Origin of the sequence: Paracoccus marinus, assembly GCF_007018965.1 — a bacterium.
In the GTDB taxonomy this organism is placed as follows: domain Bacteria; phylum Pseudomonadota; class Alphaproteobacteria; order Rhodobacterales; family Rhodobacteraceae; genus Paracoccus; species Paracoccus marinus.
In genome coordinates this window covers 211,902-228,822 of the sequence record NZ_VJYZ01000004.1, presented here as the reverse complement: position 1 = coordinate 228,822, position 16,921 = coordinate 211,902, and the positions used below count along the sequence as shown (strand labels likewise).

The 16,921-nt window shown below is 71.6% G+C and carries 18 protein-coding genes; 11 read left to right on the top strand and 7 right to left on the bottom strand.

Annotation, left to right across the window (positions count from 1 at the left end):
• The first annotated feature begins 2 nt into the window (after positions 1–2).
• The 10 genes from FNF32_RS01885 to cysE all read left to right on the top strand — a co-directional run bounded on the left by FNF32_RS01885 (position 3) and on the right by cysE (position 9,104).
• Entirely contained in the window at positions 3–416 is a 414-nt protein-coding gene (locus tag FNF32_RS01885) for a phage major tail protein, TP901-1 family (RefSeq protein ID WP_131673910.1), read from the top strand.
• Positions 417–427: 11 nt separating this feature from the next.
• Positions 428–742, top strand: coding sequence for a gene transfer agent family protein (locus FNF32_RS01880; protein WP_131673909.1), 315 nt, complete (start codon positions 428–430; stop codon positions 740–742).
• A complete protein-coding gene (locus FNF32_RS01875; protein WP_281285636.1) occupies positions 739–939 on the top strand; it encodes a rcc01693 family protein in 201 nt (66 codons plus the stop codon). The genes FNF32_RS01880 and FNF32_RS01875 overlap by 4 nt, the downstream gene beginning before the upstream one ends.
• A 51-nt stretch (positions 940–990) precedes the next feature.
• Complete coding sequence (locus tag FNF32_RS01870) at positions 991–1,635, top strand: phage tail tape measure protein (RefSeq protein WP_131673908.1); 645 nt, start codon at positions 991–993, stop codon at positions 1,633–1,635.
• Entirely contained in the window at positions 1,635–2,267 is a 633-nt protein-coding gene (locus FNF32_RS01865) for a DUF2460 domain-containing protein (protein ID WP_131673907.1), read from the top strand. The genes FNF32_RS01870 and FNF32_RS01865 overlap by 1 nt, the downstream gene beginning before the upstream one ends.
• Positions 2,264–3,109, top strand: a complete 846-nt coding sequence (locus FNF32_RS01860; RefSeq protein ID WP_131673906.1) for a DUF2163 domain-containing protein — start codon at positions 2,264–2,266, stop codon at positions 3,107–3,109. The genes FNF32_RS01865 and FNF32_RS01860 overlap by 4 nt, the downstream gene beginning before the upstream one ends.
• Positions 3,106–3,534, top strand: coding sequence for an NlpC/P60 family protein (locus tag FNF32_RS01855; protein WP_131673905.1), 429 nt, complete (start codon positions 3,106–3,108; stop codon positions 3,532–3,534). The genes FNF32_RS01860 and FNF32_RS01855 overlap by 4 nt, the downstream gene beginning before the upstream one ends.
• A 55-nt stretch (positions 3,535–3,589) precedes the next feature.
• Positions 3,590–7,474 carry a baseplate multidomain protein megatron gene (locus FNF32_RS01850; protein ID WP_143796451.1) on the top strand — a complete coding sequence of 1,295 codons (3,885 nt, stop codon included), beginning with the start codon at positions 3,590–3,592 and terminating at the stop codon, positions 7,472–7,474.
• Positions 7,467–8,180 carry a DUF2793 domain-containing protein gene (locus FNF32_RS01845; protein ID WP_131673903.1) on the top strand — a complete coding sequence of 238 codons (714 nt, stop codon included), beginning with the start codon at positions 7,467–7,469 and terminating at the stop codon, positions 8,178–8,180. Before FNF32_RS01850 ends, FNF32_RS01845 begins: the two co-directional genes overlap by 8 nt.
• Positions 8,181–8,321: 141 nt before the next feature.
• Positions 8,322–9,104, top strand: a complete 783-nt coding sequence (gene cysE / locus FNF32_RS01840; RefSeq protein ID WP_131673929.1) for a serine O-acetyltransferase — start codon at positions 8,322–8,324, stop codon at positions 9,102–9,104.
• Here the strand turns inward: cysE and FNF32_RS01835 are convergent.
• Positions 9,101–10,180, bottom strand: a complete 1,080-nt coding sequence (locus tag FNF32_RS01835) for a quinone-dependent dihydroorotate dehydrogenase (protein WP_131673902.1) — start codon at positions 10,178–10,180, stop codon at positions 9,101–9,103. The genes cysE and FNF32_RS01835 overlap by 4 nt on opposite strands.
• Positions 10,177–10,515 carry a DUF952 domain-containing protein gene (locus FNF32_RS01830; RefSeq protein WP_131673901.1) on the bottom strand — a complete coding sequence of 113 codons (339 nt, stop codon included), beginning with the start codon at positions 10,513–10,515 and terminating at the stop codon, positions 10,177–10,179. The genes FNF32_RS01835 and FNF32_RS01830 overlap by 4 nt, the downstream gene beginning before the upstream one ends.
• A 114-nt stretch (positions 10,516–10,629) precedes the next feature.
• On the opposite strand from FNF32_RS01830, the gene FNF32_RS01825 reads away from it, so the two are divergent.
• Positions 10,630–12,327, top strand: coding sequence for a bifunctional metallophosphatase/5'-nucleotidase (locus tag FNF32_RS01825; RefSeq protein WP_131673900.1), 1,698 nt, complete (start codon positions 10,630–10,632; stop codon positions 12,325–12,327).
• A 74-nt stretch (positions 12,328–12,401) separates the two neighbouring features.
• Here FNF32_RS01825 and FNF32_RS01820 read toward each other — a convergent pair whose 3' ends face one another.
• The 5 genes from FNF32_RS01820 to gatC form a co-directional block, all read right to left on the bottom strand.
• Positions 12,402–13,598, bottom strand: a complete 1,197-nt coding sequence (locus FNF32_RS01820; RefSeq protein WP_246087630.1) for a Hint domain-containing protein — start codon at positions 13,596–13,598, stop codon at positions 12,402–12,404.
• Positions 13,599–13,708: 110 nt separating this feature from the next.
• Complete coding sequence (locus tag FNF32_RS01815; protein ID WP_131673927.1) at positions 13,709–14,380, bottom strand: N-acetylmuramoyl-L-alanine amidase; 672 nt, start codon at positions 14,378–14,380, stop codon at positions 13,709–13,711.
• A complete protein-coding gene (locus FNF32_RS01810) occupies positions 14,380–15,012 on the bottom strand; it encodes a hypothetical protein (protein WP_131673899.1) in 633 nt (210 codons plus the stop codon). The genes FNF32_RS01815 and FNF32_RS01810 overlap by 1 nt, the downstream gene beginning before the upstream one ends.
• Positions 15,013–15,053: 41 nt before the next feature.
• Positions 15,054–16,532: an Asp-tRNA(Asn)/Glu-tRNA(Gln) amidotransferase subunit GatA gene (gene gatA / locus FNF32_RS01805; protein WP_131673898.1), complete on the bottom strand. Its 1,479-nt coding sequence runs from the start codon at positions 16,530–16,532 to the stop codon at positions 15,054–15,056.
• Positions 16,529–16,816 carry an Asp-tRNA(Asn)/Glu-tRNA(Gln) amidotransferase subunit GatC gene (gatC, locus tag FNF32_RS01800; protein WP_131673897.1) on the bottom strand — a complete coding sequence of 96 codons (288 nt, stop codon included), beginning with the start codon at positions 16,814–16,816 and terminating at the stop codon, positions 16,529–16,531. The genes gatA and gatC overlap by 4 nt, the downstream gene beginning before the upstream one ends.
• Between the last annotated feature and the right edge of the window lie 105 nt (positions 16,817–16,921).

The following is a 16,921-nucleotide window of genomic DNA, read 5'->3' as shown; positions in this document are numbered from 1 at the left end:
ATATGGCGGTGCAGAACGGGCGTGACCTGCTCATCAAGATGGACATGGCCGGCGACGGCACGTTCCAGACCATCGCGGGGCTGCGCGCCACGCGGCTGGGCTTCAACGCGCAGAGCGTGGATGTGACGAGCCTCGAAAGCCAGGGCGGCTGGCGCGAGCTGCTGGCGGGCGCGGGCGTGCGGTCGGCCTCGATCTCGGGTTCGGGCGTGTTCCGGGACGAGGGGACGGACGGCCGCGCGCGGCAGGTGTTCTTCGACGGCGAGGTGCCGCGGTTCCAGGTCGTCATCCCGCATTTCGGCGTGGTCGAGGGGCGGTTCCAGATCACCGGGCTGGAATATTCCGGCAGCTACAACGGCGAGGCGACCTACGAGATGACGATGGCCAGCGCCGGCGCGCTGACCTTCGTCGCGCTGTGAGGGCGCGGGGCGTGGCGAACCCGCATGCGGGCGAGGTCGCGGTCTGGATCGACGGGCGGCGGCATGCGGCGAAGCTGACGCTGGGGGCGCTGGCGGCGCTGGAGGCCGAGCTGCGCGCCGACAGCCTGGTGGCGCTGATCGGGCGGTTCGAGGGGGGCGCGTTCTCGGCATCGGACGTGATCGCGGTGCTGGTCGCGGGCCTGCGGGCGGGCGGCTGGACAGGCGAGGCGGAGGACCTGATGACCGCCGATCTGCGCGGCGGCCCGATGGAGGGCGCGCGCGCCGCGGCCGAGCTGCTGGCGCGGGCCTTCGCGGGGCCGAAGTGAGCGGCGAAGGTGAGCAGGGGCTGGACTGGCCGGGGCTCATGCGCGCGGGGATGGTGTGGCTGCGGCTGACCCCGTCCCAGTTCTGGGCGCTGACCCCGGCCGAGCTGGCGCTGATGCTGGGGATCGAGCCGGGGGGCGGCGCGCAGGCGATGACGCGCGGGCGGCTGGCGGACCTCGCGGCGAAGTTCCCGGACTAGGGCAAGGCGGGCCGGCGGGAACGCCGGCCCCTTCGATTTCAGGAGGGTGGGATGGCCGACAAGGATGGGTTCGACCGGCTGGGCGACGAGTTCGACCAGGCCGGCCGCATGACGGCGACCTTCGAGCGCGAGCTGAGCCGGCTGGGCGCGACGATGGGCGACACCGGGCGGGAGATCGGGTCGCTGACTTCGGGCTTCGGGTCGGGACTGCGGCGCGCGTTCGACGGCGTCGTGTTCGACGGGATGCGGCTGCAGGACGCGCTGAAGGGGCTCGCGCGCAACATGGCAGACACGGTGTTCGCCGTCGCCATGCGGCCCGTGCAGGGCGCGGTCGCGGGCGCGATGGCGCAGGCGGTCGGCGGCGCGATCGGGTCGGCGCAGCCCTTTGCGCAAGGGGGCGCGTTCTCGCAGGGGCGCGTCACGGCGTTCGCGCGGGGCGGGGTCGTGACCGACCCGACCTATTTCCCGATGCGGGGCGCCACCGGCCTGATGGGCGAGGCAGGCCCCGAGGCGATCATGCCGCTGCGCCGCGGCGCGGACGGGCGGCTGGGCGTCGCGGCGCCCGGCGGGGGCGCGCGCGCGGTGAACGTCACCGTCAACGTCACCACGCCCGATGTCGCGGGCTTTCAGCGCAGCCACAGCCAGATCGCCGCGCAGATGAGCCGCGCGCTGGCGCGGGGGGAAAGGAACAGCTGATGGCGTTTCACGAGACCAGATTTCCCGCCAACCTGTCCTTCGGATCGGTCGGCGGCCCGGAACGGCGGACCGAGATCGTCGCGCTGACGAACGGGTTCGAGGAACGGAACTCTCCCTGGGCGCATTCGCGCAGGCGGTACGACGCGGGGCTGGGGCTGCGGAGCCTGGACGACGTGGCGGCGCTGATCGCGTTCTACGAGGCGCGGGCGGGGCAGCTGCACGGGTTCCGCTGGAAGGACTGGGCCGACTTCAAGAGCTGCGCGCCGAGCGCGGTGCCGGCGCTGGACGACCAGGCGATCGGCGCGGGCGACGGGGTGACGCGCAGCTTTGCGCTGCGGAAACTGTATCGTTCCGGTCCCGCGGATTACTGGCGGCCGGTCGCGAAGCCCGTGGCGGGCACGGTGCTGGTCGGGATCGGCGGCGACGCGCAGGTCGAAGGGGTTCACTTCGCGGTCGATCATGCGACCGGCGTAATCACCTTCGCCGATGCGCCGGGGCCGGGCGCGCCGCTGACGGCGGGGTTCGAGTTCGACGTGCCGGTGCGGTTCGACACGGACCGGATCGCGGTTTCCGTCGCCTCGTTCCAGGCGGGCGACCTGCCGCAGGTTCCGGTGATCGAGGTGCGGCTGTGAGCGCCGTCGAAGGAGGCGCCGCGACGACGCTGGCCCGCGCATGGGCGGTCACGCGGGCCGACGGGGTGGTGCTGGGATTTACCGACCACGACGCGGTGCTGCGCTTCGAGGGGATCGCGTTCCGTCCCGATGGCGGGCTGACCGCGCGGGCGGTGGTGCAGGGCCTTGGCCTGTCGGTGGACAACACCGAGGCGCAGGGCATCCTGTCGGACGACGCGATCACCGAAACCGACCTGCGGGCGGGCCGCTGGGACGCCGCCGACGTGCGGCTGTGGGAGGTGGACTGGCAGGACACCGCCAACCGGCGCCTGCTGTTTCGCGGCGCGCTGGGCGAGGTCACGCGCGCCGATGGCGCGTTCCGGGCCGAGCTGCGCGGCCTGTCCGAGGCGCTGAACGTTCCCATGGGCCGGGTCTATCACCCGCGCTGCGCGGCAAGGCTGGGGGACGGGCGCTGCAAGGCGGACCTGTCGCGCCCCGGCTACCGGGTCGAGGCGGTGCTGTCCTCGGTCGAGGGGGGCGTGCGGTTCACGCTGCCGGACGTGCAGGGCTACGACCAGGGCTGGTTCGAGGGGGGCACGCTGACCGTTCTGGACGGCGCGGCGCACGGGCTGGAAGGCGCGGTCAAGCAGGACCGGCAGGACGGGGCGCTGCGGCTGATCGAGCTGTGGGCGGCGACCGGGCTTGCGCCCGCGCCGGGCGACCGGGTGCGGCTGACGGCCGGGTGCGACAAGCGGCCCGCGACCTGCCGGCTGAAGTTCCAGAACTTTCTCAACTTCCGGGGCTTTCCGCATCTGCCGCCGGAGGACTGGCTGATCGCGCCCCGGAACGGCGGTGCGCGGTGAGCGCGGTCGTCGTCGCGGCCGCGCGGGGCTGGATCGGGACGCCTTACGTCCACCAGGCGTCGGTGCGGGGGGCGGGGGCGGATTGCCTTGGCCTGATCCGCGGCGTCTGGCGCGAGGTCCACGGAACGGAACCCGAGCTGCCGCCGCCCTACACCGCCGACTGGGGCGAGACGGGGCGCGAGGAGCTGCTGATGGCGGCGGGCCTGCGTCACATGGCGCGGGCGACGGGCGGCTGGGCCGAGGGGCAGGTGCTGCTGTTTCGGATGCGCGAGGGGGCGGTGGCCAAGCACCTGGGGATCCTGTCGCAGGCGGGCGAGGATGCGCGGTTCATCCATGCCTATGACCGCCACGGCGTCGTTGAGAGCCCGCTGTCCGCGCCGTGGCGAGCGCGGGTCGTGGCGCGGTTCGTGTTTCCGGGCGCATGAGAATGAGGCCGCCCGCCGGGGCGGCTGACGCAGTTCGATCTAAAGGGGAATGGCGATGGCGACGATTCTGCTGGCGGCGGCGGGCGCATCTGTCGGGGCGGGGTTCGGGGGGACCGTCCTTGGCCTGTCGGGTGCCGTGATCGGCCGCGCCGTGGGCGCGACGCTGGGCCGCGTCATCGACGAGCGCCTGCTGGGCGCGGGCACCCGGCCGGTGGAGACCGGCCGGATCGACCGGCTGCGCCTGCAGACGGCGGGCGAGGGCACCGCGATCGCGCGCGTCTGGGGGCAGATGCGCGTTCCCGGCCACGTGATCTGGGCCGCGCCGGTGACGGAGGTCACGCGCAGCTCGGGCGGGGGCGGCAAGGGGACCGGCGGGCCGCGTGTGACGGAGGTGAGCTATCGTCTCAGCATGGCGGTCGCGCTGTGCGAAGGGCCGATCCTGGGCGTGGGCCGGGTCTGGGCCGACGGCGAGGAGGTCGCGGCGGACGAGCTGAACATGCGCGTCTATCGCGGCGGCGAGGCGCAACTGCCCGACCCCTGCATCGTCGCGCACGAGGGCGAGAACGCCCCCGCCTATCGCGGCATCGCCTATGTCGTGCTGGAGGAGCTTGGCCTTGAACGCTGGGGCAACCGCGTGCCGCAGCTGAGCTTCGAGGTGACGCGCGCGGCAGATGCCGACAGCGGCCTGTCCCGCGACGTGCAGGCGGTGGCGATGATCCCCGGCACGGGGGAATATTCGCTGGCCACGTCGCAGGTAAGCCACGACCTGGGCCTGGGCGAGACGAAGATCGTCAACCGCAACACCGCCGCAGGCGGCACCGACTTGCAGGTGTCGCTGGACGCGCTGGGGCGCGAGTTGCCGAAGGTGGGATCGGTATCGCTGGTGGTGTCGTGGTTCGGGGACGACCTGCGCGCCGGGCGCTGCACCGTGCGCCCCAAGGTCGAGCAGAAGGAAAGCGACGGGGCCGAGATGCCGTGGCGCGCGGGCGGGATCGACCGGGCGGGCGCGGACCTGGTGGCACGGTCGAACGGGCGGCCGATCTATGGCGGCACGCCGTCGGACGGGTCCGTGGTCGAGGCGCTGCGGGCGATCGCGGCGAGCGGGCGGCGCGCGGTGTTCTATCCGTTCATTCTGATGGAACAGCTGAAGGGGAACGGCCGCCCGGACCCTCTGACCGGCAAGGGCGAGCAGGCCGTCATGCCCTGGCGCGGGCGGATCACCTGCGAGGCGGGCAACGGCCTGACGGCGCGGGCCGAGGCCGAGGTCGCGGCGTTCTTCGGCACCGCGGCGCGGGGCGATTTCGCCGTGCGCGACGGCAAGGTCGTCTATTCGGGGCCGGACGGCTGGTCCTATCGACGCTTCATCCTGCACTACGCGCATCTGTGCGCGATGGCGGGCGGGATCGACGCGTTCCTGATCGGGTCCGAGATGATCGGCCTGACGCAGATCCGGGGTCCGGGCGGCAGCTACCCGGCGGTCGCCGCGCTGAAGGCGCTGGCGGCGGACGTGCGCGCGATTCTGGGCCCAAGCGTCAAGCTGGGCTATGCCGCCGACTGGAGCGAGTATTTCGGCCACCATCCGGGCAACGGGGAGGTGCGGTTTCACCTCGACCCGCTTTGGGCGGACCGCAACATCGACTTCGTGGGGATCGACAACTACCTGCCCCTGTCGGACTGGCGGGATGGGGAATCGCACCTCGATGCGCGCTTCGGGCGGATCGACGACCCCGCCTATCTGCGCGGCAACGTCTGCGGCGGCGAGTATTTCGCCTGGTATTATGCCAGCGACCTCGACCGCGCGCATCAGCGGCGGACGCCTGTCACGGACGGCGCGGGCGAGCCGTGGATCTGGCGCTGCAAGGACATTCGCGGCTGGTGGGGCAACCCGCATCACGAGCGGATCGGCGGCGTGCGGCAGGCGGCGCCGACCGCCTGGGTGCCGGGGTCGAAGCCGGTGTGGTTCACGGAATACGGCTGTGCGGCGTTGGACAAGGGCACCAACCAGCCTAACAAGTTCCTCGACGCGATGAGCTCGGAATCGATGCTGCCGTGGTTCTCGGACGGGCGGCGGGACGACGGGTTGCAGGCGGCCTATGTGCGCGCGGTCAACGATTATTGGGCCGATCCGGCCAACAACCCCGCGATGGCGGGCGGCGGGCGGATGGTGGACATGGCGCGCGCGCATGTCTGGGCCTGGGACGCGCGGCCCTATCCGGCGTTTCCGGCGCGGGGCGACCTGTGGTCGGACGGCGCGGCGTGGGAGCGGGGCCACTGGCTCAACGGCCGCGCGGGTGCGGTGCCGCTGGCGGCGCTGGTGACCGCGATCTGCCGCGAGGCCGGGGTGCGGGCGTTCGACACCTCGGCCCTGTCGGGGATCGTGCGGGGTTATGCGTTGCAGGGCGGGCAGACGGGGCGGGCGGCGTTGCAGCCCTTGATGCTGGCCTATGGGTTCGATGCCGCCGAACGCGACGGGGTCCTGCGGTTCGCCATGCGCGGCGCGCGGGTCGCGGCGGTCGTGGGAGCGGACGATCTGGCGGAAGCCGACGGGCTTGCGGGGGTCGAGATCACCCGCGCGCCCGCGCCCGAGCTGGTGGGGCGCGTGCGGCTGAGCCATGTCGCGGCGGGGGGCGACCATGCCACCGCGACGGCCGAGGCGACGCTGCCGGGGCAGAGCCAGACCACCGTGTCGGACAGCGAGTTGCCGCTGGTCCTGACGCGCGGCGAGGGGCTGGACGTGGCCGAGCGGTGGCTGGCCGAGTCCGGCGTGGCGCGGGACCGGCTGCGGCTGGTGTTGCCGCCGTCGCAGGCGCGGCTGGGCCCCGGCGACGTGATCGCGCTGGGTGACGGGCTGGGTGGTGGACCGGGCGATGGGCCGGGCGGCGGGCAACGCTGGCGGATCGACCGGGTGGAGCGCGCGGGCGCGCTGGTCATCGATGCGGTGCGGGTGGAACCGGGGGTCTATCGCCCCGCCGTCCGCCCGCCCGAGGCGGACCCCGCGCGGCGGTTCCACCCGCCGGTGCCCGTGTGGCCGATGTTCCTGGACCTGCCGCTGCTGCGGGGGGACGAGGTGGCGCACGCGCCCTGGCTCGCGGCCACCGCGACCCCTTGGCCGGGGGCGGTGTCGGCCTGGGTCTCGACCGAGGAAAGCGGGGGCTATGCGCCCAACGTGAACCTTGCCGTGCCGGCGATCATGGGCGTCACGCTGGCGCCGCTTGCGACGGCGCGCGCGGGGGTGTGGGACCGCGGCCCGGCGCTGCGGATCCGGCTGAAGGGCGGGGCGCTCAAGTCGATCTCGGACCCCGCGCTGATGGCGGGGGGGAACCTGCTGGCGATCGGGGACGGGACGCCGGGCGGCTGGGAGCTGATGCAGTTCGCCGATGCGGTTCCCGTCGCGCCGGGCGTGTGGGAGATCGCGCGCAGGCTGCGGGGGCAGGCGGGCACCGACGCCGCCATGCCCGAGGTGTGGCCCGCGGGCAGCGTCGTCGTGCTGGTGGACGAGGCGCTGCGGCAGGTGATCCTGCCGCCCAACGCACGCGGGCAGATGCGCTACTGGGGGATCGGCCCGGCCACGCGGCCGCCCGAGGACCCGAGCTATCGCCAGCTTGGCCATGCCTTTGCGGGCGCAGGCCTGCGGCCGCTGTCGCCGTGTCACCTGCGGGTCGCGGGCGCGAGCCTGACATGGATCCGGCGCACCCGGATCGGCGGCGACGGCTGGGATGGGGTGGACGTGCCGCTGGGCGAGGGCGCGGAACGCTATCTCGTGCGGCTGACGCGCAATGGCGCGGTGCTGTGGCAGGACGTGGCGGGCGCGCCCGCCTGCACGGTGCCCGCCGCCGCCTGGACCGCCGCGCGGCAGGGCGGGGCGTTCGACGCCGAGGTCGCGCAGCTTTCGGACGACTACGGGCCGGGCCCGTTTGCAAGGAGAACGATCAATGCCTGACCAGAACACCGCGCGCCTGGGGCTGCCGCTGCTGCAACCCGCGCAGGCGCAAAAGCACGTCACCGTCAACGATGCGCTCGTCCGGCTGGACGGGCTGGTCAACCTTGCGCTGGAAAGCGCGTCGCGGACGCAGCCGCCCACCGCCGGGTTCGAGGGGATGAGCTGGGGCGTTCCGGCCAACGCCGTCAACGAGTGGGCGGGAAGGGGCGGGCTGGTCGCCACCGGCGCGAACGGGGGCTGGGTGTTCACCACGCCGCGCGCGGGCCAGCAGGCCTTTGTGCGCGACCGGGGCGTCAACGCCGTCCACGACGGCGCGGGCTGGGTCCCTGGCGCGCTGTCGCTGGGGGCGGGGGGCGGCGGTCTGTGTGCGGGCATGGCCGAGGCCGAGGTCGTGACCGCGAGCGGCGGCACGGTGGACTCGACGCTCTACATCCCGGGCGGGGTCATGGTGATCGGCTGCACCGCGCGCGTGGTCGAGGCGATCACGGGCACCTTGCAAAGCTGGACGCTGGGCACGGCGGACGGGCTTGACCGCTTTGGCAAGAACCTGGGCAAGGGGCAGGGAAGCTGGGCACGGGGCATGCTGTCGCAGCCGATGACCTATTACGATCCGGCGAACCTGAAGCTGACGGCGACGGGCGGCGTGTTCTCGGGCGGGCGGGTCAAGCTGGCCGCGCACTGGCTGGAGCTGAAGCTGCCCGGCTGAAGAACGAATCGGGCGCGGGGCCTTTCGATCCGCGCCCGGACCGCCTAGATTGGGGGCCTGCGCAGGTGAAAGGTTCTCGTCATGGACGGATCGGTGGTCGAGATCGTGCCGCTCGCCGGCGAACGCGCGGCGGATGAACCGATGCCCTCGCGCGGCGCGCTGTGGTCGCAGATCCGGTCCGAGGCGGCGGGCGTCGTCCAGAACGAGCCGCTGCTGGGGTCGCTGATCCACGCGGGGCTGTTGCACCACGCCACCTTCGAGGCCGCGCTGGCCTATCGCTTTTCGCTGAAGCTCGCGTCGAACGAGATGAGCGAGCAGATCCTGCGCGAGATCGCCGACCACGCGCATGCGCGCGAGCCCGCGCTTGCGGATGCCGGCCGGGCGGACCTGGTTGCCGTCTTTCAGCGCGACCCGGCCTGCCACCGGCTGATGCAGCCGATGCTGTTCTTCAAGGGGTTCCAGGCGCTGCAGGCTTACCGGATCGCGCATTGGCTGTGGAACAACGACCGCCGCGATATGGCTTATTTCGTGCAGATGCGCTGTTCGGAAGTGTTCGGCGTGGACATCCATCCCGGCGCCCGGATCGGGACCGGCGTGATGCTGGATCATGCGCATTCGATCGTGATCGGGGAAACCGCGGTCGTCGGCAACGACGTGTCGATGCTGCATTCCGTCACGCTGGGCGGGACCGGCAAGGGCAACGGCGACCGCCATCCCAAGATCGAGGACGGGGTGATGATCGGCGCGGGCGCAAAGGTGCTGGGCAACATCCGCGTGGGCCATCACAGCCGGATCGCGGCGGGCTCGGTCGTGCTGTCGGACGTGCCGCACTGCAAGACCGTCGCGGGCGTGCCCGCGCGGGTCGTGGGCGATGCGGGCTGCGCCGCGCCGTCCACCGCGATGGACCAGCTGCTGAAGGACTAGGGCGCGGGGGCCGCCGCCCAGCGGTCGGCGTCGCGCCCGGTCAGGTCCGAGATGCGGGCGAGGCCCTGCGCCTCGGCCATCCGGCCCATGTCGCGGGCGATCCGGGAGCCAAGCGACAGGCCCTGATAGATCAGCGCCGAATAGACCTGCACGGCGGTGGCGCCCGCGGCGATCTTGTCCCATGCCTGCTGCGCGCTGCCGACGCCGCCGACGCCGATGATCGGCAGGCGGCCTCGCGTCAGCAGGTGCAGTTTGGCCAGAACCCGCGTGGACCGGTCGAACAGTGGCGCGCCGGACAGGCCGCCGGTTTCGCCGGACTGCGGGTCCGACAGTCCGTTGCGCGACAGGGTGGTGTTGGTGGCGATCAGCCCGTCCACGCCGCTGTCCAGCACCACGGAGGCAAGTTCGGCCAGCGCCGCGTCGTCCATGTCGGGGGCGATCTTGACGAAGACGGGCGGACGCGCGCCCGATCGTTCGCGCGCCGTCAGGACGCCCGAAAGCAGCGCGGCGAGCGCCTGCGCGCCCTGCAGGTCGCGCAGCTTTTCGGTGTTGGGCGAGCTGACGTTCACCGTCAGGAAATCGGCGACCGGGGCGCAAAGGCGCGTCACCTCGGCGAAGTCGGCGGCGCGGTCGGTGCTGTCCTTGTTGGCGCCTATGTTGAGGCCGACGGGCACGCCGCCGCGCTTGCGGGCGGCGAGGCGGTCACGGATCGCGGCCGCGCCTTCGTTGTTGAAGCCGAAGCGGTTGATGATCGCGCGGTCGCCGGGCAGCCGGAACAGGCGCGGCTGGGGGTTGCCGGGCTGCGGGCGCGGGGTGGCGGCCCCAACCTCGACAAACCCGAACCCGGCGCGGGCGAGCGTGTCGACCGCGCGCGCGTTCTTGTCGTAGCCCGCCGCAAGGCCCACCGGGTTCGGCAGGTGCAGCCCGGCGAGGCTGGTGGACAGGCGGGGCGAGGTCACGGGCGCGTTCGGCAGCGGCACCAGCCCGCGCGCCAGCAGCGTCAGCGACAGGTCGTGCGCGCGTTCGGGCGGCAGGCGGTGCAGGGCGGCAAGCCCCAGGCGTTCGACCACGCTCATGCCAGGGGTCCGGTGTCGTGGGTGCCCTCGGCGGCCATCGTCACGGGGCGGTCGAAGCGCACGTCGGACAGCCGGAGCGGGCGGTAAAGGTGGGGAAAGAGCGCGCCGCCGCGCGACGGCTCCCACCTGAGGGCGTCGCCCATCGCGTCCGCGTCGCATGCCAGCAGGTGCAGGCCGGCCTCGCCCGCGAAATGACGGCGCAGGGTTTCGTGCACCTGCGGCGCGGTCGAGAAGTGGACGAAGCCGTCCGCCACGTCCACCGGCGCGCCGGCGGTTTCGCCCTGTGCGCGAAGGTCGGCCCATTCGTCGGCCCGCAGGATCTTGTAGATCATCATCGCGCGGTTGTGCGGTGCATCGCCGAGGCGGTCAAGCGGGCAGGACGGCGGCTGTCACAAACGGTTCGCGGCCACTATGGTAGGAGGTGCCTTTCAGCCGGATTGGAGCGAACCATGTCCCCCACCCTGTTCCGCACCCCAACGCAGTTTCGCACCGCCGCCCCGTCTCGCACGGCCGCCCCGTCGTGCACGCGGGTCGGCCTGCGCCGCGCGGTCGGCGCGCTGTCGAGCGGCGCGGCCGCGCTGGCGCTGTCGGCCGGGCTTGCCCATGCGGACGTCACGCTGCACGTCCTTCACACCAACGACTTTCACAGCCGTGTCGAGCCGGTGAACAAGTACGACAGCACCTGCGACGCCGAGACCCAGGCCAAGAACGAGTGCTTCGGCGGGTCGGCCCGCCTTGCGACCGCCATCGCGCAGATCCGCAAGGACGCCGAGGCCAAGGGCGAGCCGGTGATCCTGCTGGACGCGGGCGACCAGTACCAGGGGTCGCTGTTCTACACGACCTACAAGGGCAAGGACACGGTACAGCTGATGACCCTGCTGGGCTATGACGCGATGACCGTGGGCAACCACGAGTTCGACGACGGCCCCGAGGGGCTGGCCGTGCTGCTGGACGGGGTCGAGTTCCCGGTCGTGTCGGCCAACATCGACGTGTCGCAGTCGAACGTGCTGAAGGGCAAGCTGCCCAAGACCGCGGTAATCGAGGTGGGGGGCGAGAAGATAGGGATCGTGGGCCTGACCACGACCGAGACGGCCGAGATCGCCTCGCCCGGGCCGACGGTGGTCTTTCAGGACGAGGCCGAAAGCCTTGCCGCCGGCGCGGCCGAACTGGCCGAGCAGGGCGTGGACAAGGTCATCGCGCTGACGCATGTGGGCTACGACCGGGACCAGGAGCTTGCGAAGGTCGCGGGCATCGACGCGGTCGTGGGCGGGCATTCGCACACCTATCTTAAGACCGGGGACGAGGACGCGGCGGGCGATTATCCGACGATGATCGCGGGCGCGGACGGGGCGAAGGTTCCGGTGGTGCAGGCGGGAACGGCGGGGCGCTATCTCGGCCATCTCGTCCTGACGTTCGACGACAAGGGGCGGGTGACGGCGGCCACTGGCGAGCCGGTGCTGCTGGACGCCAGCGTCCCCGAGGACGAGGCGATCAAGGGGCGCGTCGCGGAGCTTGCCAAGCCGCTCGAGGAGCTGCGCCAGAAGCAGGTCGCCGAGACATCGGCGCCGATCGGGGCGGACCGCGATCAGTGCCGCGCCCGCGAATGCGAAATGGGCGACGTCGTGACCGACGCCATGCTCGAGCGGGTTCGCGAGCAGGGCGTTTCCATCGCGATCCAGAACGGCGGCGGGCTGCGCGCCGCGATAGACGCAGGTCCGGTCACGATGGGCGAGGTCATCAGCGTCCTGCCGTTCCAGAACACGCTCGCCACCTTCCGCCTGAAGGGTGCCGACGTGGTCGCGGCGCTGGAAAACGGTGCAAGCCAGTACGAGGAAGGCGCGGGCCGGTTCGCGCAGGTGTCGGGGCTGAAATACACCGTTGATCCGGCGGCGGTGGCGGGCGGACGCATTTCCGACGTGATGGTGAAGGACGGCGACAACTGGGTGCCGATCGACCCGGCCGCAACCTATGGCGTGGTGTCAAACAACTACATGCGCAACGGCGGCGACGGCTACACCGCGTTCGAGGCGAACGCGACCGACGTCTACGACTTCGGACCGGACCTTGCCGACGTGCTGGCCGAATACCTGGCCGGCAAGGGTCCGGGCTTCGCGCCTGCGCTGGACGGGCGCATCACGGTTCGCTGAGCCATCCATCCTGAGCCATCCGTCCGGGGCGAGGGGCCGGGACAACCGGCCCCGACCTTCGGGCGATACGGTCGTCAGTCCCACGCCCCGATCAGCGACGCGTTGGTCCGGGCGTGGTGGCGCGCGATCCGCCGCCCCTCGCGGCCCGTGACGAACGGGCGGGCGGGGACGTTGCGGGACGTGTCCGACTGCGCCAGCTCGGGGAACAGGCGCAGGATCTCGCGCTGCGCGCCGCTGTCAAGCGACTTCATCGCCTCGGGCCCGGCATAGAGCGATTCGGTCCATGCGCCGTTCGACCGCACCAGCTCGTGCCCGTCGAACAGCATGTGCCAGTAGGTCACGGTGGTGGCGTCGCGCACCACGTCGATCCCGTCCAAGTCGGTCAGGTGCTTGGCCGCGACGAGGACCTGCCATTCGCCGCTCAGCTTGCGGGTCAGGTCGGACTGCACCAGCACCCGGTGCTGCGGCGAGACGATCAGGTCGGCTTCCGGCAGGCCGTTCCCGAGCGCGCCGGCGCGGATGCGGATCGGGCGGAAGGCGGGGTTCAGGTCCAGGTCGGCGGCGTCGAGCGTGCGCGATCCGATCCAGCGGATGCGGCGCATGCCGTTGTCGCGGGTGCAGACGAGATCGTCGCGCTCGAGCGTCTCGATCGCCCGGTAGCCGCTGTCGCAGGCGATGAGCGTGCCGGTGGTGAAGCAGGTCGGGGCGGCAAGCTGGGCGTTGCTGCGATAGGGAATCCAGGGCTGCACGCTGTAGATCGGCGCGTTGTCGACCCACTTGTAGTTCGCTTCGGTATCGAACTTCGGGAAGTACGTGTTGCCCTCGGCATCGGTGCGTTCGACAGCGAACAGGAACACCGTGCTGTTGTCGCCCATGACATCCGCATCGAAGTCCTTCATCGTGTGCGGTGCGTGGATGCGGAAGAAGTTCCCTGTCTTTTCGCCGTTCGGTCCAAGCTGTTCGAACAGTCCGCCGTGATACACCGAGATGCTTTGCCCGGCCGAATAGGGCACCCCGCCGATCGTCGTGTCCTCGCCGAGCCGCTGCGTCAGTTCATGGCGGTAGTTGTATTCCGGGTCGTCGACGCCGCTTTCGGTGAACTCGTACTCACCGTCATCGTCGACGATGGCCGTCTTGGAGTAGCTGGCGATCTTGGCCGAGAAGCTCGAACGGTAGAACGGCGTGCTTTCCGCCAGATCGCCGCTCCACGATCCCAGCTTGAGAGGATGGGGAAAGGTGAGGGTGGTGATGTAGTAGGTGGTGTCTGCCATGTCTCTGCCCCTTGCCAGCGGCCGTTCTGACCGCGTTTGGGGGCACGCTAGGAACGATGTGGTTAATCACTCCTTAACGGCAGCAAGATTTGTCTAAAGTTCTCGGCGCCTTATGTCGTTCTGTCCACAGATTCGCCCACAGACAGGCGGGCGACGGCGGCAGCGACGGCGCGGTCATGGTCCGATTCAGGGCCCGACGCTCCCGGCCGGAACCGCAGGCGGAACGCGGACAGCCGCGTTTCGGGATCGACAGGCGGGTAGCCGATAAGGTCCAGGCTGGCGGCAAGCGGCAGGTCGTTGTCGCCCGGGCTGATCCGGTCCGCCCACAACGCCAGCCCGGCAAATCCGAGCCGGCGCCAGTCGAAGCGCGGGCCGGGGTCGATCTTGCGGCCGGGCGCCATGTCCGAATGGGCGATCACGCCCGCCGGCCCGATCCCCCAGCGCGCCATGACCCCGCGCAGCAGATCCTCAAGCACCGTCATCTGCGCCGCGGCGAAGGGGCGGTCGCCGGGGTTCGCGATCTCGATCCCGATGGAATGCGAGTTCACGTCCTCGCGCCCGCGCCACGACCCCGCGCCGGCGTGCCAGGCGCGGCGATCCTCGGCGACCAGCGCCTCGGCGGTGCCATCCTCCAGAATCAGCCAGTGGGCCGACACCTCGGACGACGGGTCGCACAGCCGCGCGCGGGCGGACGCGCCATCGGCCATGCCGGTGTAGTGCAGGACGATCAGGTCCGGGCGCTGCGTCCCCCGGCGCTCCCCGTGGTTCGGGGAGGGCGGGATCACCTCGCGGCGGCGCGGTAGGGCGCGGGGTCCCAGCCGCAGACGAAGCCGTCGCCGTCGGGGTCGAGGCCAAGCGGATCGACCGCCGGGCCGCCCCTGGCGATGAACGCGGCCTGAGCGGCGGCCGGGTCGGCGTAGGACGCGCAAAGCTGCGGGTCGGCGGCGACGCGGCCGTAGCCCACCGGGCGGGCATAGACCCGCGTGCCGGGGCGGTGGGCGTTCGCGACCGCATAGGCCTGAAGCGTCGTGCCCCCAGGGGCGGCGACGACGGCGACGGGGGCCACCACCACCGCGCCCGCCGCGACCGTCTTTCTGGAGGCCAGCACCGGCTCGCTCGGGTAGGGGTCGATCGACGGCGCGCCCGCGGGCTTGCGGGTCCGCGCCAGCGTCGCCTCGGGCACCGGGCGCATCGAGTGGCCGCTGATCTGTTCGGGCGTCGGTGCCTTGACCGGCAGCGTCACCGGGACGATCCGCGGCGGATCCTCGCGCCGGCCCATCAGCGCGCTTTCGCGGGCGCGCAGGTAGTCGCCGTAGGGTGTGGCCTTGGCGCGGTAGTTCGGGTTCCAGCCCGCGTTTTCCCCGCAGGCCGCAAGCGCCAGCAGCGCACCCATCACCATGATCTGTCGACGCATCACTCTCTCCTCGCGCGGCGCGCGGTTATGGACGCTTCAGCCTACCACCAGCGCGACGGTTTGGCCGCAAAGCCCGCCGCCCGTTCAAGGACGGCGCCGTGGTTCAGAAGATTGCCTTCGTCCCACGGGCGCCCGATCAGTTGCAGCCCCAGCGGCAGGCCGTCCCCGTTCAGCCCCACCGGCACGGCAAGGCCCGGCAGCCCGGCCAGGTTCACCGTCACCGTGAACACGTCGTTGAGATACATCTCGACCGGGTCGGCGTCCTGCATCGAGCCCAGCGGGAATGCCGGCGAGGGCGTGGCGGGGGTCAGGATCGTGTCGATCCCGTCCGCGAACGCCTGGTCGAAGTCGCGCTTGATCAGCGCGCGGACCTTGCGGGCGCGGTTGTAATAGGCGTCGTAAAAGCCCGCCGACAGGACGTAGGTGCCGACCATCACGCGGCGCTGCACCTCGGGGCCGAAGCCCTCGGCGCGGGTGCGCTCATACATCTCGGTCACGCCGTCGCCCGCGGCTAGCGCGGCGCGGCGCCCGTAGCGGACCCCGTCGTAGCGGGCGAGGTTCGAGGACGCCTCGGCCGGGGCGATGACGTAATAGGCCGGCAGCGCGTATTTCGTGTGCGGCAGGCTGATGTCCACGATCTCGGCGCCGGCATCGCGCAGCATCTCGGCGCCCCGTTTCCACAGCGCGTCGATTTCGGGCGACATGCCGTCCATCCGGTATTCGCGCGGGATGCCGACGCGCTTGCCCCGGATGTCGCCGGTCAGCGCCGCCTCGTAGTCGGGCACCGGACGGTCGGCGCTGGTCGAATCCTTGGGATCGACCGATGCCATCGCGCCCAGCATGATCGCGGCGTCGCGCACGCTGCGCGTCATCGGACCGGCCTGGTCCAGCGAGGATGCGAAGGCGATCGTTCCCCAGCGCGACACCCGGCCGTAGGTCGGTTTCAGCCCGACGATGCCGGTAAAGGCGGCGGGCTGACGGATCGAGCCGCCGGTGTCGGTGCCGGTCGCGGCAAGGCACAGGTCGGCCGCCACGGCGGCGGACGACCCGCCCGACGATCCGCCCGGCGTCAGCGGCGCGTCGCCCGACTTCCACGGGTTCACGGCGTTGCCATAGACGCTGGTCTCGTTCGACGAGCCCATCGCGAACTCGTCCATGTTCAGCTTGCCCAGCATCACCGCGCCCGCGTCGAACAGGTTCTGGGTGACGGTGGATTCGTATTCGGGCAAGAACCCTTCAAGGATCCGGGACGCCGCCTGCGACGGCACGCCCCGCGTGCAGAACAGGTCCTTGATCCCGACCGGAATCCCGCACATCGACGGCGCGTCGCCCGCGCGCAGGCGCTTGTCGGCGGCTTCCGCCTGCGCCAGCGCGATGTCGGGCGTATGGTGGACGAAAGCGTTCAGCGGTGACCCTGCGTCGATCGCCGACAGGCAGGCGTGGGTCAGGTCGGTCGCGGTCACGTCGCCCGCGCGCAAGGCGTCCCGCGCCTCGGCGATCGTCAGCTGGTTCAGGGTCATTCCACCACCTTGGGCACGGCAAAGAACCCCTCGCGCGCGTCCGGCGCGTTGCGCAGCACCCGGTCCTGCATGTCGCCGTCGGTGACGACATCCTCGCGCCGCTTCAGGCGCATCGGCTCGACCCCGGTCATGGGTTCGATCCCGGTCACGTCGACCTCGTTCAGCTGTTCCATGAAATGCAGGATGCCGTTCAGCTCGGCGGCAAGCGCCGGCAGCGCCTCGTCGCGAACCGCGATCCGCGCCAGATGCGCGACCTTGCGGGCCTCGGAGGGGTCAATCGACATTCGGTTTTCCTTTCGCTTGGCCCGCGTTTACCGTCCGGGGCGAGACCCTGCAAGCCGCGCGGACCCGCGACCGTGAACGCCCGCCGCGCCCCGAAAAGGACCGGA